The sequence below is a fragment of the Allobosea sp. TND4EK4 genome, from assembly GCF_900156025.1.
Lineage (GTDB): Bacteria > Pseudomonadota > Alphaproteobacteria > Rhizobiales > Beijerinckiaceae > Allobosea.
This window is the reverse complement of the sequence record NZ_FTMO01000034.1, coordinates 1-17,979: the sequence shown is the minus strand read 5'-3', so window position 1 is coordinate 17,979 and position 17,979 is coordinate 1. Positions and strand designations below refer to the sequence as shown.

The following is a 17,979-nucleotide window of genomic DNA, read 5'->3' as shown; positions in this document are numbered from 1 at the left end:
GCCAAAAACGTTGACGCGGGGTGGAGCAGCCCGGTAGCTCGTCAGGCTCATAACCTGAAGGTCGTCAGTTCAAATCTGGCCCCCGCAACCACTGAGAACGAAAGCCCCAGATCCCCAGGATCTGGGGCTTTCGTTTGTCCGGAGCTGATCGCTGATCCGCGCCAGGTTGCCGTGGAGAACAAGCGAGACGCTGCTGACGTTGCCCCTGCGGCCTAATCCAGTTTGAAGTTCGCTCTGGCCCACCCCGAGGACCAGAGCATGAAGCGCAGTCGCTTTTCCGAAGAGCAGATCATCAGCATCCTGAAGGAACACGAGGCGGGCGTCGCGAACTGCTAACCGGTAGATCGTTCTGGCAGGGCCAGCGTGGCGGCACAGCACAGGACCAGCATCAGGCCGGAGCCCAGCAGACAGGCCGTCAGCCCGCCCGCCTGGTAGAGCAGGCCTGACAGCAGCGTGCCGCTGAACCGCCCCAGCGCATTGGCGGCGTAGTAAAAGCCGACATCCTCGGCTGCCTTCTCCGAGCCGGCATAGGCCAGGATCAGATAGGAGTGGAGCGAGGAATTGACCGCGAAGGCGAAGCCGAACAGGCCCAGTCCCGCGACGAGGACGAGATCGGGTCGCAGGCCGGAGCCGCTCGCCAGCAGCGCCGCGATGGCGAAGGCGATCGCTGCCAGCGCCGCCGACCAGAGCCGCGCAGCGGGCACCTCCGACGACAGCCCGTCTGGGCTGCGGGCGATGAACGCCGGCGCCGCCGCCTGGACGATGCCGTAGCCGATCGTCCAGAGCGCCAGGAAGGTGCCGACCATCGTGAAGGTCCAGCCCGAGGCGTAGAGAAACACCGGAACCCCGACGACGAACCAGACGTCGCGAGCCCCGAACAGCGCGACACGCGCCAGCGCCAGCAGGTTGACCCCGCGGTTCTTGGCGAAGAGCTCGCGCGCGCTCTTGCTCGCCTTGGCCTTGCCCATCATTGCCGGCAGCGCGGTCAGCACGCCGAGCAGGATCAGCCCAAGCATCGTGGCCATCGCCCAGAGCGCGCCGCGGAAGCCGAGAGCCTCCAGCAGCAGCCCGCCCAGGAAGAAGCCGACGCCCTTCATCGCGTTCTTGGAACCGGTGAACCAGGCGACCCAGCGGAACAGCCGTCCCTCGGAGTCTTCGCTGCGCGCCGCGGCCTCGGCGACCTTGATCGCCGATTTCGAGGCCGTCTTGGTCAAATCCTTGGCGACGCCGCAGACCCCTTGCGCCATCACCACCCAGGCGACGGAGGCTGCGGCGGTCCAGCCCGGCGACAGGCAAGACAGCAGCAGGAAGCCCACGATCTGCGTGCCGAGACCCACCGCGAGCATGCGGGTGATGCCGTAGCGGGCGGCGAGCCAGCCACCGATCAGATTGGCGACGACCCCGGCCGCCTCATAGAGCAGAAACAGGAAGGCGAGGGTGAAGGGCGAATAGCCCAGCCGGAAGAAATGCAGCAGCACGAGCATGCGCAGCGCGCCGTCGGTCAGGGTGAAACCCCAATAGGCGGCGGTGACGATGGCGTAGTTGCGCGTTCCCTCCGTCACCCGATCAGATCCCGACCTGTTCGAGATGGCAGGCGAGATCGACCATGCGGCAGGCATAGCCCATCTCGTTGTCGTACCAGGCGTAGACCTTCAGCATCGTGCCGTCGGTGACCAGTGTCGAGAGTCCGTCGACGATGCTCGAGCGCGTGTCGCGCTGATAGTCGATCGAGACCAGCGGGCGCGGCTCGAAGCCGAGGATGCCTGCGAGCGGCCCGCGCGCCGCCGCCTCGAACAGCGCGTTGACTGCGGCGGCCGTGGTCGGCCGCTCGAGTTCGAAGACGCAGTCGGTCAGCGAGGCGTTGAGGACGGGCGCGCGCACGGCATGCCCGTCGAGCTTGCCCTTCAGTTCGGGATAGATCAGCGCGATCGCGGTCGCGCTCCCGGTGGTCGTCGGCTGCAGCGAGAGCATGGCCGAGCGGGCGCGGCGCAGATCCTTGTGGGGCGCGTCGACCACGACATTGGTGTTGGTCGGGTCATGGATCGTGGTGATCTGGCCGTGGCGGATGCGCAGATTCTCGTGCACGACCTTCACCACGGGGGCGAGGCAGTTGGTGGTGCAGGAGGCGGCGGTGACGATCGGGTGCGAGGCCGGATCGTAGAGATGCTCGTTGACGCCGACGACGACGTTGAGGACCGAGGCGTCCTTCACCGGGGCGGCGACGATGACGCGCTTGGCGCCGCGCTTCAAATGCCCCTCCAGCGTTGCCGGCGTCAGGAACTTGCCGGTGCATTCGAGCACGACATCGACGCCGAGATCGCCCCAGGGGATGTCGCCCGGCTCGCCTGCGGCCGAGAAACCAAGCCGGCGCTCGCCGATCGTGATCGCGTCCTCGCCGGTGCTGACGATGCCGCCGCGCCAGCGCCCCTGCATGCTGTCGAATTGGAGCAGATGGGCGGTCACGGCCGCGCCGCCCTTCAGCTCGTTTAGGTGGACGATGTCGAGCCGGTTGCCGGCCCGCGGATCGTCGCCTTGCCGGTCGGCCGCTCCAAAAGCCGCCCGCAGCGCCAGCCGCCCGATCCGCCCCATGCCGTTGATGCCGACCCGCATGATCCGTGCCCCCTGTCCGTCGTTGCCAGGCTGCATCACCTGGATGAAGGACATATGTCAATATGTCGGTTGACTCCGACATGTTTTGAGCGGACGGTCATGTCACCCGAAACCGACATGATTGGGTCGATGCCATGGCGACCGCTCCTCTCGCTGTGCTTTTCGTCTGCAAGGGCAACCACGCGCGCTCGATCATGGCGGAGGCGATCATGCGCCGCATGGCGGGCAAGTTCAGCGTCTACAGCGCCGGCTCGCAGCCCCGTTCCGAGGTCAACCCCTTCGTCGTCAGGCTGCTGAAGTCCCTCAATCACGACCTCGCGGGCCTGCGGCCCAAGAGCTGGGACGAGTTTGCCGGGCCAAACGCGCCAGAACTTGATTTTGTCTTCACGCTCTCGGAGACCGCGGCCAATGCCGTTCCGCCGGCCTGGCCGGGCGATCCCGTGACGGCACTCTGGACCCTGCCCGATCCGGCGGCCCATGAAGGCGACGATGTCCAGAAGGCGCTCGCCTTCGCCGATGCCTACCGCATGCTGAACAACCGGATCTCGCTCTTCGCGAGCTTGCCTCTGGCGACGCTGAAGGGCATGGCTCTGCAGCACCGGCTGGACGCGATCGGCAAGGACACGTCGCGCGCCGATCCATTGCAGAGGGATGACGCCGCGTGAGACAGGGGCCGGGGGCAAGGCTGGAATCGGCGGAGGCGGTCGCGCTCCTGGCTGCGCTCGCCCAGCCGACGCGGCTCGAGATCTTCCGGCTCCTGATGCGCTACCGGCCGCATGGGCTGGCGGCGGGCGATATCGGCCGGCTGCTCGCCGTCGCGCACAACACCCTCTCGGCCCATCTCGCGGCGCTGGAACAGGTCGGCCTGCTGGCCTCGCGGCGCGAGGGGCGCCACATCATCTTCGCAGCCCAGCCAGGCCCAGCGGATGCCCTGCTGGCGTACCTGACGGAGTCCTGCTGTACCCAGGGCCCGATCGCCTGCCCGCCCGCGGCGGTGACGGTCCCGGCACGGCGCGAGCCCGTCACGAGCGAGCGGCCGCTGCGGGTCCTCGTGGTCTGCACCGGCAACTCGGCCCGCTCCATCATGGCCGAGGCCATTCTCAACCGGGAGAGCCTGGGACGGATCGAGGCCTTCTCGGCCGGCAGTCGCCCGCAGGAGGCGCCTCACCCGGCAGCACTCGGGCTGCTGGAGGAACTCGGATACGACGTCTCAGCGATGCGCTCGAAATCCTGGGACGAGTTCCTCGGGATCGAAGCCCCCGACCTCGACCTGGTCATCACCGTCTGCGACAGCGCGGCGGAGGCGCAATGCCCGGTCTTTCCGGGCGCACCGCTGCGCGCCCATTGGGGCCTGGACGATCCGGCCTCCGCAGCCGGCCCAGCCGCCGCCCAGCGCGCGGCCTTCCTCCAGAGCTACCGTCATCTGACGGCGCGGGCGACCGCCTTCGTCAACCTGCCTTTCGAACAGATGTCGGCGGGCGAACTCGCTCCCGTGCTGGCGGCGATCGGCCGGATGGATGGCGCGACGCCGATGACGCTGGAACGGGCGGCGTGACCGTCACGATCTATCACAACCCCGCCTGCGGCACCTCGCGCAACGTCCTGGCGATGATCCGGGCCTCAGGCGAGGAGCCCATCGTCATCGAGTATCTGAAGACCCCGCCGACTCGGGAGACGCTGGTAGGGCTGCTCGCGGCGATGGGGGCGCGGCCCCGCGACATCCTCCGCGAGAAGGGCACGCCCTATGCCGAACTCGGCCTCGGCGATCCGGCGCTGGGCGACGATGCCCTGCTCGACGCGATGATGGCGCACCCGATCCTGATCAACCGCCCGATCGTGGTCGCCTCGAAGGGCACACGGCTCTGCCGCCCCTCCGAGCGCGTGCTGGACCTGCTCGAAAGCCCGGTCCCGCGTTTCACCAAGGAGGATGGCGAGGTCGTCACCTGGCCCACCGCGCCCCGCTGAGCCGCCCCATCCGTTCCCGCCCCGCTGCCACAACAGATGCGGCCCGGCACGGGACATAACCTCGGATATCGTCATGCTCGCTCTCGCCATCTTCGTGGCCACGCTCGTCCTCGTCATCTGGCAGCCGCGCGGGCTGGGTATCGGCTGGTCGGCGCTCGGCGGCGCGGCCGTCGCTCTCCTGGCGGGCGTGGTCGGCTGGGCCGATCTCGGGACGGTCTGGCACATCGTCTGGGACGCGACCTTCACCTTCGTCGGCCTCATCGTCATCTCGCTCATTCTCGACGAGGCCGGTTTCTTCGCCTGGGCGGCGCTGCACGTCGCCCGCTGGGGCGGTGGCAACGGCCGGAGGCTGCTTCCGCTGGTGATCCTGCTGGGTGCGGTCATCGCCGCCTTCTTCGCCAATGACGGTGCGGCGTTGCTCTTGACCCCGATCGTTCTCGCCATCCTGCTGCGGCTGAATTTTCCGCCCGCCGGCGCCATGGCCTTCATCATCGCCTGCGGCTTCGTCGCCGACACGACCTCGCTGCCGCTGGTGATCTCAAACCTCGTCAACATCGTCACGGCGAACTTCTTCGGCATTTCCTTTGCGCGCTATGCGGCGGTGATGGTGCCGGTCGACCTGGCGTCGCTCGCCGCGACGCTGCTGGTGCTCTGGCTCTGGTTCGGGCGCGACATCCCGCCGGCCTATGCGGTCGCGGAACTGGAAGCGCCGGCCGCCGCGATCCGCGACAGGGCCGTCTTCCGCGCCGCCTTCCCGCTGCTCGCCATTCTGCTCGTCGCCTATTTCGCCACGGCCCCGCTCGGCATCCCGATCGCCTTCGTGACGGGGGCGGCCGCGCTGCTGCTGATGGCGATCGCCGGACGCTGGTTTGCGGGCGGCAAGGGTGCCGTTATTTCCGTGCCGAAGGTTCTGCGCGGGGCGCCCTGGCAGATCGTGCTGTTCTCGGTCGGGATGTATCTCGTCGTTTACGGGCTCGGGAATGCGGGGCTAACCGACATCGCCGCCGGCATCCTCGTCTGGCTCGCCGCCCAGGGCAGCTTCGTGGCCACCATCGGCACCGGCTTCGTCGTCGCCGGGCTGGCCTCGGTGATGAACAACATGCCGGCGACGCTCGTCGGCGCGCTGGCGATCGACCGGGCCGCTGTCGACCCGCTGACGAAGGAGCTGATGATCTACGCCAATGTCATCGGCAACGATCTCGGCCCGAAATTCACGCCGATCGGCTCGCTTGCGACCCTGCTCTGGCTGCATGTCCTCGCCGGCAAGGGCCAGACCATTGGCTGGGGCCAGTACATGAAGGTCGGGCTGGTCATCACGCCACCGGTGCTGCTCGTCACGCTGGTCGCGCTTTGGCTCTGGCTGCCGGTGGTGTCATGAAGACGGGTGGATCGTTGGCGCCAGACCAGCGTCGCGGAGGAGAGCCGGCATGGACGATCCACGGGACGTGGTGGTCATCGGCGGCGGCCAGGCCGGACTCGCCTGCGGCTATTTTCTGAAGCGGGCGGGGCTTCGCTTCACCATTCTCGATGGCGAGGAAAAGCCTGGCGGCGCCTGGCTGCATGCCTGGGATTCGCTGCGGCTGTTCTCGCCGGCGCAATGGAGCTCGCTGCCGGGCTGGCCGATGCCGGCAAGCCCCGACGGATATCCTGATCGCGATGCGGTGATCGATTATCTCGCCCGCTACGAGGCGCGCTACGACCTCGCCGTCGAGCGGCCGGTCGAGGTCACGGGCGTCGAGCGCCGCACCGAGGGCTTCTCCGTCGCGACCAGCGCCGGCACCCGCCGCGCCCGCGCCGTGATCAGCGCGACGGGAACCTGGCGGCATCCGTTCCGGCCGAACTATCCGGATCAGGACCTGTTCACCGGGCGCCAGATCCATTCGGCGCAATACCGCAGCCCGGCTGATTTCTCCGGCAAGCGCGTTCTCGTGGTCGGCGGCGGCAATTCCGGGGCTCAGATCCTGGCCGAGCTGTCGCTGGTGGCCGACATCACCTGGGTGACGGCGACGCCGCCTGCCTTCCTGCCGGACGATGTCGATGGCCGCGTCCTGTTCGAGCGGGCGACGGCGCGCTGGCGGGCGGCCCAGGAGGGCCGCACGATCGACCAGCCCGTTGGAGGCTTCGGCGATGTCGTGATGGTGCCTCCCGTCAAGGCGGCGCGCGAGCGTGGCGTGCTGCACGCGGTCGCGCCCTTCGTCCGCTTTACCGAGGACGGCGTCGTCTGGGCCGACGGCGTGCGCTCGACCGTCGATGCCGTGATCTGGTGCACCGGCTTTCGGCCCGCTTTGTCGCATCTGGCGCCGCTCGGCGTGGTCGGGGAGGATGGCCGCGTCGCGACGAGCGACACGCGGTCGATCGATGAGCCGGGGCTCTGGCTCGTCGGCTATGGAGACTGGACCGGGGCGGCCTCCGCAACCCTGATCGGCGTCATGCGCAACGCCCGGTCGACCGTGGCGGAGATTGGCGAAGCCTTGGCATAACGACAACCTTCGTGCCGACGAAACCGCAGGCAATCACATACTAAGTGCGATCTCCTTGCAGAGGATGGCGTCGCTTGGCGAGACCGGCTTTCCCGCGTGCCTCAGTCCCTTCGGCCGACTTCATCAGAACAGCAGCGCGTCGAGATCGTCCTCAGCCGGCTGCGGCTGCGGCTGCGCCGGCATGGCACCTCCCGCTTCGGTGGCGCCAACGATGCGGCTGTGGATCGTTCGCTCGGCCGTCATCGTATAGCGGTGGTAGGTCTGGGCGGTGACCCAGTCGCGGGCGGCGGTCTCGCTTGCGGGATCGGCGGGGGGCACAGGCTCGCCCATGCCGGCGATGGCATCGCCGGCGGCGGCCAGCGCGTCGGCGGAGGCACCGACGCCCGAGAAGCCGAGGCGGGCCTGGTCGACGACCCTGCCGAAGGCGGTACCCTCCCGCGTCAGGCGTTCCAGTTCGCTCGCCAGTTTCCCCGAGATCTCCTTCATGACGGCCAGCGCCTCGCCCATCTCGCGGTCGAAAGCGTTGAAATGGGTGGCGTCGAGCCTGCCCTCGCGCTTGAGCTCGGCTGAGGCTTTCTGCATCTGCTCGAAGCTCGGCGGCAGCGTCCGGGAGTCCCGGGCGACCAGATCGGCGGCGAATTTGAGCTCCTGGGCGATGACCACGAGGCTGCGGCCGTTGCTGCCGACACGCGCCGCCCTCAGCCCCGCATTGGTGCCGATCAACACGATGTTCGAGACGGTGGTCGCCAGCGCATCGACTGTCTGCTGGCAGATGTCGAGCAGGTTCCCCAGCGCCTTGGCGACCTGGTCGACGCCGGCCCGCGCGCTGTTGCATTTGGCGAGAAGGGCGGAGGCCTGGGCGAGGTCGCCGCCGAGCTCGGCCATGAAGGAGCCGGTCTCGGCGCCGCCTGTGCCGTAGAGCGACATGACGAGATCGACCAGCTCGCCCGTGTCATTGCGCAGCACGAGCAGGTTCTGCTCGATCGCCTGGGTATCCTGCGCCAGGGTCTCGGCCGTGGCTTCGAGCTGCGCCGATTCGAGCGCGAACAGCAGGCGGCGCGCGGCATCCCGCGACTCGTCGGCAAGGCCGGTGGCGGGGCCTTCATCGAGCGAGGCGGCCAGGCGCAGGCCGGCGATGGCGTGTTCGAGCCGCTGGCGCACGCTGTCGCCCGACTGCATGGCGACGATGGCCATGCCGGCCGCCATCGCGATGGTGCCGGAGCGGGTGGCGGCCTCGCTCGCGAGCTCGACGCCGCGCCGCTGCCGGCTCTCGACCTCGGCGATGGTGACGAGGAGCTTGTCGGCCAGCGCCCAGAGGGCGGGGCCGTAGCGCGTCTCGAATTCGCGCTGGGAGGCGAGCGCCGCGGTGAGCAGACCGCTCATCCGGGAATGGTCCCTGGCGCAGGTCTCGATGGTGGCCTTGGCTTGCGTCGTCAGCTCGACGATCTCGTTGGCGAAATCGCCGAAATCGCGGCCCACGCCCTGGATCGAGATCGATTCGATGCGGGCCGAGCGCGCCAGGATGGTGATCAGCCGGATGTGCTCGACGAGCTTCTCCAGAGTCCGTCCGGCCGCGGTGGAATGGGTGGCGATGTCGACCAGCGCCGCGGTCTCGTCGGAAAGGGTCTGGCGGAGCGGGCGCAGACCCTCGGCGAGGCGCCGGAAGGTTGCGCCTGCGGCCGCGATGCCTTGGCCCGAAAGCTGGCCGGAGAGGGCCGTCAGCCGTTCCTTCAGCGCGTCGAACAGGCTCAGGCCTTCGCCGAGATCGCGGCCCGCGGCCGCGAAGGTGACGTCGACCGAGTGCGCCTGCTCCTCCAGCGAGGCGATCAGCCTTGCTTCGGAGAAACCGGGGCCGGTCAAGGCAGAGCCGTTCATGCCATCCTCACGCATCGCAGTTCCTCAGGCGGCCGGCAGGGCCGCTTGAGGCCAGGCCATAATCTCTTGGGCGACACGGGACAGTCCGACCACGCGCTCGGCGGCGCCGAGATCGATCGCCTCCTTGGGCATGCCGAACACCACGGAGCTCTCCTCGTCCTGCGCCAGTGTGCGGGCGCCGGCCTTGCGCATCTCCAGCAGTCCCCGCGCGCCGTCGTCGCCCATCCCGGTCATGATGATACCCAGCGCGTTATTACCAGCGTATTGAGCCGCCGAACGAAACAGCACGTCGACCGAGGGGCGGTGGCGGGAGACCGGCGGCCCGTCCTTGATCGCGACGCGGTAATGCTGGCCGGCGCGCTGCAGGAGCATGTGCCGGTTCCCGGGGGCAATCAGCACGCGGCCGGTGGCCAGTTCGTCGCCGTCTTCCGCTTCCTTGATCTCCATCGCGCAGATGCCGTTGAGCCGGCGGGCGAAGGCGGCGGTGAACTTTTCCGGCATGTGCTGCACGATCGCGATGCCGGGGCAGTGCGCCGGCATCGTCTCCAGCACCTCGCGCAGCGTTTCGGTGCCGCCGGTCGAGATGCCGATGCAGACGATGCGCTCCGTGCGGGCGAGCTGGCGCCCCACGATGGGCGGCGGCATGATGACGTCGGCGGTGAGCTTGCGCTCGACCTGCATCGTCGGCCGGGCCGTCCGGGGCCTGAGCTTGGCCTGCGCCGCGGCCTGGACGGCGTGGCGCAGCTGCTCGCCGGTCTCCATCAGGGCGTTGCGGGTATCGACCCGCGGCTTGGCCAGCACCTCGACGGCACCGCTTTCCAGCGCCTCGAAAAGCGCGGGCGATCCTTGCCCGGTCAACGTCGAGCAGATGATCACCGGGATCGGCCGCTGCGCCATGATCTTGCGCAGGAAGGTCAGGCCGTCCATGCCGGGCATCTCGATGTCGAGGATCATCACGTCCGGCAGTTCGTTCTGCATGCGCCGCGTCGCCGCGTAAACATCCCCCGCCGTGCCCATCACCTCGATGCCGGGCGTCTGCGAGAGGATGGAGCTCAGCACCTGCCGCACGGATGCGGAATCGTCCACGATCAAGACCCGGATCGGCTTGCGCGTCATGCCGCATTCCTTCTGAAGCCGGCGGGATCCGCCTGGTAGATCGTCGGTGCGACCGAGCGCAGTCCAGGGATACCGGCGCCCGCCATCGACTCCGAATGGCCGAGCAGCAGATAGCCGCCGGGCCGCAGATGGCTGGTCAGGCGTGAAAGAACTGCCGCCTGGGTCGGACGATCGAAATAGATCAGCACGTTGCGACAGAAGATGACGTCGATGTCGCGGTCGAAAGGGTAGCGCTCGTCCATCAGGTTGAGATGCTCGAAGGCCGTCCTGCGGCGCAGTTCGGGCACGATCCTCACCGTTTCCTGAGCGGCGCTCCTGGCTCGCATCACGTAACGCTGCTGCAGCGCGGCCGGCACGGGCTCGATGAAGGAGGCCGGGTAGATCGCGGCCCGCGCGGTGGCGAGAACCTGCGTGGAGATGTCGGTGCCGAGAATGGAGAAGCTCAGCCCGCCGCCATCGCGCCCGCTGCTCGCCAGCTCCTGCAGCACCATGGCGATGGTATAGGCTTCCGCGCCGATCGAGCAGGCGGAGCTCCAGATCTTCAGCTTGGTCTGTCGTCCGCCCTGCAGCTTGCGCAGCGCCGGCACGGCCTGCTGCGTCAGGAAGTCGAAGTGGCTCGGCTCGCGGAAGAAGTCGGTCTTGTTGGTGCTGACGCAATCGATGAGGTGGACGTATTCCTTCTCGAGACCGCCCCGCTCGAAAAGGAAACGGCCGTATTCGGCAAGGTCGACAAGATCGTTCGCGCGGACGCGCTTGCGCAGCCGACCCTCGACCATGGTCCGCTTGGTCTGCGGAAGCTTGATGCCGGCATCGCGCTCGACCAGGCTCGCGATCGCTGCAAAATGCTTGTCTTCCAGGTGATCGCTCATCGCAGCGCCCTTCTGCGCGACCTTTGCCGAGACGCTCATGCGGCCACATCCGCAGGGGCAGCGCCGGGCACCTGCGTGTCGGCCATGAACCGCCCGAGATCGAGCACGATGACGAAGGCCTCGCCCTTGCGGCCGATGCCGGCGATGTAGTTCGAGCGCCAGCGTCCGCCGACATCGGGAGCGGCTTCGGTTTCGGCGGTGTCGAGCCCGGTGACCTCGAAGACGCGGTCAGCGACGAAGCCGACGCCCATGGTGCGGCCCGAGAGCGGCACGTCGAGGATGATGATGCGGGTGGCCTCCGTCGCGGGCACGCGGGGCAGGCCGAGCTTGGTGCGCAGGTCGACGATCGGGAAGCCGGTGCCGCGCACGTCGATCATGCCGAGCAGGAAGTCGGGCGCATGGGGCAGCTTCGAGATCGGCCGCATGTCGAGGATCTCCCGCACATGAGCGATGTCGATGCCGAAGAGTTCCCCGTCGATGCCGAGGGTGAGGTATTGCGCGCTCTGGGCCAAGGCAGCCTCCTGAAAAGCAAGTGTCGAAGGAATGTCCAGCGGGCCCGGGCGCTCCGCCGAAGCGCAGCGCCCGGTTGTTTTCAGGAGGCGCGGCGGAATTCGCCATCCTGTTCGTCATGGCCGCCATCGAGTTCGAAGGCGAAGCCGCCGCCCGCCGCTCTGGGCTTCGTACCGGCGGGCTTGGCCGCACGGGCCGCCTTTGGCGCGCTCGCCGCCTTCATCTTCGCCGCCTGGGCCTTGAGCTGGCCGACCGCGGCGGTGGTGCCTGTGTCGTCGAGCTTGAAGAAGGCGATGGTGCTCTGCAGCTGCTCGGCCTGGGAGGCGAGTTCCTCGGAGGTGGCGGAGACCTCCTCGGAGGCGGCTGCATTCTGCTGGGTGACCTTGTCGAGCTGCTGGATCGCCTGGTTGATCTGGCCGGAGCCGACATCCTGCTCGCGGCAGGCGGCGGTGATCTCCTCGACCAGCTCGGCGGTCTTCTTGATGTCGGGCACGAGCTTCGCCAGCATGCCGCCGGCCTCCTGCGCGACCTTCACCGTGTCCGAAGACAACGCTCCGATCTCGGTCGCGGCCGCCTGGCTGCGCTCGGCCAGCTTGCGGACTTCCGAGGCGACGACCGCGAAACCCTTGCCGTGCTCGCCGGCACGGGCCGCCTCGACGGCCGCGTTGAGCGCCAGCAGGTCGGTCTGGCGGGCGATCTCCTGCACGATGTTGATCTTCTGGGCGATGATCTGCATCGCCTCGACCGCCTTCCCGACCGCAACGCCGGAGGCTTCCGCATCCTTGGCCGAGCGGGCCGCGATCTGCTCGGTCTGGCTGGCGTTCTCGGCGTTCTGCTTCACGTTCGCGGCCATCTCCTCCATCGAGGCCGAGGCCTCTTCGGTGGAGGAGGCCTGCTCGGTCGAGCCCTGCGAAAGCTGCTCGGCGCTGGCGGAAAGCTCCTGCGAGCCCGAGGACATGTTTTCGGCGGCGGTGTTCACCTGCCCGACGACTTCGCGCAGCTTCGCGAGCATGGTCTCGAGCGCGATGCCGAGCGTATCCTTGTCGGAGAGACGCTTGGCCTCGATAGTGAGGTCGCCCTTGGAGATCGCGGTGGCGATGGCCGCGGTCGCGCTCAGGTTCTGCGTCATCGTGTTCATGGCAGTGACCAGATCGGCGATTTCGTCCTTCGTGGTGATGGCGACGGTCTGGGACAGGTCGCCCTCGGCCACGGCGGTGGCCAGTCCGACCGCCCGCCCAAGGCCATTGGCGATCGACACGGCGAGCCAGATGGCGATGCCGATGCCGAGCAGCAGCGCGATGGCGACGACCGCGATCAGCGTCATGCGGGCTTCGGACGAGGTGCGATTGGCGTCCGAGACCGTTTCCGTCATGCGCCGAGCCTGGAACTGAGCCAGGGCGTCGAAGGCTGCGTTGGCCGCGGTGCTGGCATTCGCAAAATCGCCGGACGCCAGCTCCTGGGCCTTGATGCTGCCGCCGCCGGCGTTGGTGCCCAGAGCGAGATCATAGGATGCCAGCCACTTCTGAACCCGGCTGTTAAATTCGCTGGTCTGGATCCCCGCCGCGTTCGCGAGGCTGATCACCCGGTCGACCGCCAGGCCGAGCTTGGTGCGGGTCTCCTTGGCAGATGCGGTTCTTTCCTCGAGCATGGCGAGGCTCGATGCCGATGTGGCACCCTGAATCTGACCCCAGCTGTGTTCCACGGCGACTGAAAGCTGGGAAACGGCTTTGCCGAAATCGTCGTTCTGCGTGGCAGCGCGCTGCTCGAGATCAGCCAGGCTGCTGCGTACCAGGGTGAGCGCCGGACGCGTCACCTTGTTGAGTTCGTTGATCGCCGAGGCGCTGGAGTTCATCCGCGTGAACTCCTGGACTTTTTCGCCCAGCGTCTTCTGCTTCTCATAAGCTTTGACCAGGTCGGCGAGCAGCTTCTTGCCCTCCTCGCTGGTCACATAGGGGCGCGTCTTCTCGAGGCCCTCCAGCGTGTCGGCGCGGTTGCCCGCGGCGCGTTTGGCGAATTCCTCCATCTGCGTGGAATCAGTCGAGATCACCATCGCCCTGACGTTGGAGACGCCGCGCAGAGCCTGCGCCTTGGCGTTGAGCACGAGGCTCTGCACATCCGAGCGGCTGGCGACGAAAGTCATCGCCTCGTCGGCTGCGTTCAGCTTCACATAACCGACGCCGCCCGTAACGGCTGCGAGAAGAAGAACGGCACCGAAGCCGCCGATAAGCTTGGTCTTGATCGTCATACGCATTGGGGGCCCCTCAAGCTGGCAAAACAGTGGGATCTGGGATGGTCGGGTCAATCGCGCTGCCGCTCCCCCACGGACGGCAGCGCGATTGTTTCGTCAGGAGGCTCGGCGGAAATCGCCGTCCTGGTCGTCATGGCCGCCATCGAGGTCGAAGGCGAAGCCGCCGCCTGCCGCCTTGGGCTGGGACCTCGTGCCGGCAGGCTTGGCCGCACGGGCCGTCTTGGGCGCGCTGGCCGCCTTCATCTTCGCGGCCTGAGCCTTGAGCTGGCCGACGGCGCGGTCGGTCGCCGCCCCTGCCCCGTTCGTCTTGAAGAAGGCGATGGTGCTCTGCAGCTGCTCGGCCTGGGATGCGAGTTCCTCGGAGGTGGCGGAGACCTCCTCGGAGGCGGCGGCGTTCTGCTGGGTGACCTTGTCGAGCTGCTGGATCGCCTGGTTGATCTGGCCGGAGCCGACATCCTGCTCGCGGCAGGCGGCGGAGATCTCCTCGACCAGCTCGGCGGTCTTCTTGATGTCGGGGACAAGGCGGGACAGCATCGAGCCGGCTTCCTGCGCGACCTTCACGGTCTCGACCGAGAGCGTGCCGATCTCGGCCGCCGCGGCCTGGCTGCGCTCGGCGAGCTTGCGCACCTCCGAGGCGACGACCGCGAAGCCGCGGCCGTGTTCCCCGGCGCGGGCCGCCTCGACGGCCGCGTTGAGTGCCAGCAGGTCGGTCTGGCGGGCGATCTCCTGCACGATGTTGATCTTCTGGGCGATGGTCTGCATCGCGTCGACCGCCTTGCCGACGGCAATGCCCGAGGCCTCGGCATCCTGCGCCGACTGGCTGGCCATCTTCTCGGTGGTGGCGGCGTTCTCGGCGTTCTGCTTCACGTTCGCGGCCATCTCCTCCATCGAGGCCGAGGCCTCTTCGGTGGAGGAGGCCTGCTCGGTCGAGCCCTGCGAGAGCTGCTCGGCGCTGGCGGAAAGCTCCTGCGAGCCCGAGGACATGTTCTCGGCGGCGGAGGTGACCTGGCCGACGACCTCGCGCAGCTTCTCGACCATCGTCTGGAAGGCGCGCTGCAGATCGGTGATCTCGTCGCGGCCCGAGATGGCGACGTCCTTCGTCAGGTCGCCGGCGGCGATGCTGTTGGCGACGCCGAGAGCGCCGGACAGACCCTTCGAGATCGACAGCGCCATCCACAGCGCCATGCCGACGCTGACGAGAAGCGCGGCAGCGACAAGGCTGAGCAGCAGGGTGCGGGTCGAATCATAGGCGGCTTCCGTCTGCTTGACGAAGCCCGAGGCAATTTCCGTCTCGGAGGCCTTCAGTCTCGCGACTTCGGTGTTCAAAGCCGTCCGGGCTTGGGTGAAAGGCCCGACATAGATCGCAAGGGCCTTTGCATCCCTGTTGGCGGCGCCAAGTTCCATCGTCTTCCGCAACACCGGCTCCCAAGCGCTGAAGGCGGTAGCCACAGCGTTGGCACCGGCTGCTGAACTCGTACCGGCGGTCAGAGTGCCGAGCTGAGCGATGTCGGCCGTCAGGGTCTTCATGCGCTGCTCAAAGGCCGACACATCGCGTTTCAGGCTCTCGTCGTCCGTCTCGACGATGATGGCGAACATGTCGCGGCGCAGATTGGCTGCCGCGAGTTCGATTTTGGCAGCGAGCGCTCTTGAGGGCTCGCCCAGATCCCCGCCACCCTGGAGCGCGTCGATCTTCTCGTTGAACCCCATCGCCAGCTTGCGAGCCTCGGCCGTGGCCAGTCCGCTCGCTGTATTGGAGGTGTTTTGAACCGCATGATCGAGGGCACTGAACGTCGCGGCAGCGAGTTGGGTCCAGGCGGCTTCGAGCTTTCGGACGCGGTCCATATCTTCGGGAGCCGTTTGAGCCGAGTAGTCCTTGATCAGCCCCTGCATGCGGGCGTCGTTGGCCTTGAAGTCGCTCTGCAGCTTCAACCGTGCCGCTGTCGTGGGCTCCACCATGGCGCGAGCCAGCATCCGCGCCGAATCGATGCCGATGCTCTCGATCTGCATCGCGCGCTGGACCTGCTGGAACGGTTTGTTCGCGAAGGCCTGCATACGGTCGTTGGAACTGGAGAGGCTGCTGATGGAGAGATAACCGGCCGCGGCGAAGAGAATAATGATGACGCCGAATGCCAATCCGAGCTTGGTCTTGATGGTAAAGCGCATGGTAAGCCCCCTTTGGTCGGTCTAGCCTGTTAACCGAGAATTGCTGCGATATTGGGTACGATGATGAATTCGTCGTTCCACTTGGTGATGAGCTGGATGTATTCGGGTTTCCAGTTCATGCCGATGCGTGGTGTTTGCTGTGCGTTGGCGCGGGAGACTTCGGAAACCTCGTGCACCTTGTCGGCGATGATGCCGAGGGTGACGGGGTCTTCGTCGATCTCGACCTCGATGACGACGATGCGTGTATCGGGAGTGGTGTGGCCCGCCGGCATGCCGAAGCGTTCGTGCAGGTCGGCGAGCGGGATGATGTTGCCGCGGACATTGATGAGGCCGGGCAGGTGGGGTTTGGCGCCGGCGACGCGGGTGAGCGGCACCGGGTCGATGATCTCGCGGACCATGGCGGTCTCGATCGCAAAGATCTCGGAGCCGATGGCGATCATCAGGGCCTGGATCGGCTGGTGCGCGGCGGCGGTCCGGCTGAGGGTTGCGGTGTCGCTCATCACGCGGCCTCCATCGTCTTGTCTGTGTCGGCGCGGCTCTGGCCGAGGCCGACGAGCTGGGCGACGTCGAGGATGAGCGCGGCCGAGCCGTCGCCGAGGATGGTGGCGCCCGAGAACATCGTGACGTCGGCATGCAGCTTCGACAGCGACTTGATCACGGTCTGGTGGCTGCCGATGATCTGGTCGGCGACGAGGCCGACCCGCATCTCGCCGGTCGAGATGATGATGACCTTCTGGTGCGGGTCGGGCTCGCCTGCCGCGTCGAACTGCTCGCGCAGCCGCAGGAAGGGCACGAGTTCGCCGCGCACGCTGAGGAAGCTGCGCCCGCGCGAGCGGTTCTCATCGGCCGGGGTGAGCTCGAGGCATTCCTCGACCGCCGAGAGCGGGATGATGTAGCGGCCCTCGCCGACGCGGATGAGGAGCCCATCGATGATGGCGAGGGTGAGCGGCAGGCGCAGCGTCACCGAGGAGCCGAGGCCTTGCACCGTGGTGAGGTCGATCGAGCCGCGCATCGCCTCGATGGTGCGCTTGACCACGTCCATGCCGACGCCGCGGCCGGACAGGGCGGAGATGGTCTTGGCGGTCGAGAATCCGGGGTGGAACAGGAACTGGTGGATCTCGTGCTCGGACAGGGCGGCGCCGGGCTGGATGAGCCCGTTCTCCTCGGCCTTGGCGCGGATCCGGGCGGTGTCGAGGCCGCCGCCATCGTCCTGCACGGAGACCAGGACCTGGGCGCCGACATAGCGGGCCGAGAGCTCGATGCGGCCGGTGGCGGGCTTGCCGGCGGCGGCGCGGGCCTCGGCGTTCTCGATGCCGTGGTCGATGGCGTTGCGGATCAGGTGGACCAGCGGATCGGCGAGGCGCTCGATCATGGTCTTGTCCATCTCGGTGTCCTCGCCGACCGTGACGAACTCGACCGGCTTGGCAAGATCGCGGGAGAGATCGTGGACGAGGCGGCGGAAGCGGGCGAAGAGGGTGCCCATCGGCACCATGCGCACGCCCATGGTGGTGTCGCGCAGGCCCGAGGCCAGGCGCTCGACCTCCTCGGCGATCGCCTTGATCGCCAGGTCGTTGCTAACATGGGCGAGCTGGGAGAGCCTGGCCTGGGCGATGACGAGCTCGCCGACGCGGTCCATCAGCTCGTCGAGGCGCTCGGCCTGGACGCGCACGGTGGAGCCCTTGTCGTCGGTGCGGCGGGCGGGCTCGGCCTTGTCGGCGGACGCCTCGCTCGCGGCGGGCCTGACCGCCGGGGCCGGAGCCTTCGGGGCCGGAGCCGGAGCCGGGGTCTTGGGGGCGGAGACGACGGCCGCCGCCTCAGCCGCCGGCACCGGGGCCGGGGGACCCTCACTGACGGGCGCCCCCTGCAGCGGCGCGATGGTGAGCGTCATCTCGTCGGAGACGAACATGAACACGTCCTCGATCGCCTCGCGCGGGCAGGGGGCGTTCAGCCTGACGTTCCAGCGGATGAAGCAGTGCTCGGGATCGAGCGCGGCCAGATCCGGCACGTCCCCGAGATCGGCGACGACCTCGCAGGGGCCCAGATCACGCAGCTGGACACCCGCAAGAACCTACCGCGCTTGCTGATTTTATGATTCCATCTCCCCTCGGCGCACGGGGCGGATTGCGATGGAACAGCGGTCGTT

At 67.8% G+C, this 17,979-nt stretch carries 15 protein-coding genes and 1 tRNA gene; 6 read left to right on the top strand and 10 right to left on the bottom strand.

Annotated elements, in window-relative coordinates; all coding sequences use genetic code 11:
- The first annotated feature begins 14 nt into the window (after positions 1-14).
- Positions 15-91: transfer RNA gene (locus tag BW981_RS21575), tRNA-Met, on the top strand.
- A gap of 241 nt (positions 92-332) precedes the next feature.
- Here BW981_RS21575 and arsJ read toward each other — a convergent pair.
- Both arsJ and BW981_RS21560 read right to left on the bottom strand, forming a co-directional pair.
- Entirely contained in the window at positions 333-1,562 is a 1,230-nt protein-coding gene (arsJ, locus tag BW981_RS21565) for an organoarsenical effux MFS transporter ArsJ (protein ID WP_244560417.1), read from the bottom strand.
- A 4-nt stretch (positions 1,563-1,566) separates the two neighbouring features.
- The gene (locus tag BW981_RS21560) at positions 1,567-2,664 is read right to left on the bottom strand and encodes an ArsJ-associated glyceraldehyde-3-phosphate dehydrogenase (protein WP_244560416.1); all 1,098 of its coding nucleotides are present in this window, start codon (positions 2,662-2,664) and stop codon (positions 1,567-1,569) included.
- Positions 2,665-2,744: 80 nt separating this feature from the next.
- Between BW981_RS21560 and BW981_RS21555 the strand changes: the two genes are divergently transcribed.
- The 5 genes from BW981_RS21555 (at position 2,745) to BW981_RS21535 (ending at position 7,055) form a co-directional block, all read left to right on the top strand.
- Positions 2,745-3,275 carry an arsenate reductase ArsC gene (locus BW981_RS21555; RefSeq protein ID WP_076442972.1) on the top strand — a complete coding sequence of 177 codons (531 nt, stop codon included), beginning with the start codon at positions 2,745-2,747 and terminating at the stop codon, positions 3,273-3,275.
- Positions 3,272-4,165 (top strand): metalloregulator ArsR/SmtB family transcription factor, encoded by an 894-nt coding sequence (locus tag BW981_RS21550; protein ID WP_076442970.1) that lies wholly within the window; start codon positions 3,272-3,274, stop codon positions 4,163-4,165. The genes BW981_RS21555 and BW981_RS21550 overlap by 4 nt, the downstream gene beginning before the upstream one ends.
- Positions 4,162-4,575 (top strand): arsenate reductase (glutaredoxin), encoded by a 414-nt coding sequence (gene arsC / locus BW981_RS21545; RefSeq protein WP_076442968.1) that lies wholly within the window; start codon positions 4,162-4,164, stop codon positions 4,573-4,575. Before BW981_RS21550 ends, arsC begins: the two co-directional genes overlap by 4 nt.
- A 73-nt stretch (positions 4,576-4,648) precedes the next feature.
- On the top strand, positions 4,649-5,953 hold the full coding sequence (locus BW981_RS21540) for an arsenic transporter (protein ID WP_076442966.1): 1,305 nt from the start codon (positions 4,649-4,651) through the stop codon (positions 5,951-5,953).
- 49 nt (positions 5,954-6,002) lie between these two features.
- On the top strand, positions 6,003-7,055 hold the full coding sequence (locus tag BW981_RS21535; protein WP_076442964.1) for an ArsO family NAD(P)H-dependent flavin-containing monooxygenase: 1,053 nt from the start codon (positions 6,003-6,005) through the stop codon (positions 7,053-7,055).
- A 123-nt stretch (positions 7,056-7,178) separates the two neighbouring features.
- On the opposite strand, the gene BW981_RS21530 is transcribed toward BW981_RS21535, so the two are convergent.
- The 8 genes from BW981_RS21530 to BW981_RS21495 all read right to left on the bottom strand — a co-directional run bounded on the left by BW981_RS21530 (position 7,179) and on the right by BW981_RS21495 (position 17,841).
- Positions 7,179-8,930: a hypothetical protein gene (locus tag BW981_RS21530; RefSeq protein ID WP_139333891.1), complete on the bottom strand. Its 1,752-nt coding sequence runs from the start codon at positions 8,928-8,930 to the stop codon at positions 7,179-7,181.
- 24 nt (positions 8,931-8,954) lie between these two features.
- Positions 8,955-10,046, bottom strand: a complete 1,092-nt coding sequence (locus BW981_RS21525; RefSeq protein WP_076442960.1) for a protein-glutamate methylesterase/protein-glutamine glutaminase — start codon at positions 10,044-10,046, stop codon at positions 8,955-8,957.
- A complete protein-coding gene (locus BW981_RS21520; RefSeq protein WP_083712559.1) occupies positions 10,043-10,954 on the bottom strand; it encodes a CheR family methyltransferase in 912 nt (303 codons plus the stop codon). The genes BW981_RS21525 and BW981_RS21520 overlap by 4 nt, the downstream gene beginning before the upstream one ends.
- Positions 10,951-11,427: a chemotaxis protein CheW gene (locus BW981_RS21515; protein ID WP_076442958.1), complete on the bottom strand. Its 477-nt coding sequence runs from the start codon at positions 11,425-11,427 to the stop codon at positions 10,951-10,953. Before BW981_RS21515 ends, BW981_RS21520 begins: the two co-directional genes overlap by 4 nt.
- Before the next feature lie 80 nt (positions 11,428-11,507).
- On the bottom strand, positions 11,508-13,676 hold the full coding sequence (locus BW981_RS21510) for a HAMP domain-containing methyl-accepting chemotaxis protein (protein WP_076442956.1): 2,169 nt from the start codon (positions 13,674-13,676) through the stop codon (positions 11,508-11,510).
- Between the two features lie 93 nt (positions 13,677-13,769).
- Complete coding sequence (locus BW981_RS21505; RefSeq protein WP_076442954.1) at positions 13,770-15,836, bottom strand: HAMP domain-containing methyl-accepting chemotaxis protein; 2,067 nt, start codon at positions 15,834-15,836, stop codon at positions 13,770-13,772.
- Between the two features lie 29 nt (positions 15,837-15,865).
- Positions 15,866-16,336, bottom strand: a complete 471-nt coding sequence (locus tag BW981_RS21500; protein ID WP_076442952.1) for a chemotaxis protein CheW — start codon at positions 16,334-16,336, stop codon at positions 15,866-15,868.
- Entirely contained in the window at positions 16,336-17,841 is a 1,506-nt protein-coding gene (locus tag BW981_RS21495) for a chemotaxis protein CheA (protein WP_244560415.1), read from the bottom strand. The genes BW981_RS21500 and BW981_RS21495 overlap by 1 nt, the downstream gene beginning before the upstream one ends.
- Positions 17,842-17,979 lie beyond the last annotated feature (138 nt).

Excerpts from the sequence above, each read along its gene's own strand:
- BW981_RS21530 (WP_139333891.1), bottom strand. The coding sequence starts at position 8,930 with ATGAACGGCTCTGCCTTGACCGGCCCCGGTTTCTCCGAAGCAAGGCTG.
- BW981_RS21525 (WP_076442960.1), bottom strand. The coding sequence starts at position 10,046 with ATGACGCGCAAGCCGATCCGGGTCTTGATCGTGGACGATTCCGCATCC.
- BW981_RS21505 (WP_076442954.1), bottom strand. The coding sequence starts at position 15,836 with ATGCGCTTTACCATCAAGACCAAGCTCGGATTGGCATTCGGCGTCATC.
- BW981_RS21555 (WP_076442972.1), top strand. The coding sequence starts at position 2,745 with ATGGCGACCGCTCCTCTCGCTGTGCTTTTCGTCTGCAAGGGCAACCAC.
- BW981_RS21520 (WP_083712559.1), bottom strand. The coding sequence starts at position 10,954 with ATGAGCGTCTCGGCAAAGGTCGCGCAGAAGGGCGCTGCGATGAGCGAT.
- BW981_RS21540 (WP_076442966.1), top strand. The coding sequence starts at position 4,649 with ATGCTCGCTCTCGCCATCTTCGTGGCCACGCTCGTCCTCGTCATCTGG.
- BW981_RS21535 (WP_076442964.1), top strand. The coding sequence starts at position 6,003 with ATGGACGATCCACGGGACGTGGTGGTCATCGGCGGCGGCCAGGCCGGA.
- BW981_RS21510 (WP_076442956.1), bottom strand. The coding sequence starts at position 13,676 with ATGCGTATGACGATCAAGACCAAGCTTATCGGCGGCTTCGGTGCCGTT.
- BW981_RS21560 (WP_244560416.1), bottom strand. The coding sequence starts at position 2,664 with ATGTCCTTCATCCAGGTGATGCAGCCTGGCAACGACGGACAGGGGGCA.
- BW981_RS21500 (WP_076442952.1), bottom strand. The coding sequence starts at position 16,336 with ATGAGCGACACCGCAACCCTCAGCCGGACCGCCGCCGCGCACCAGCCG.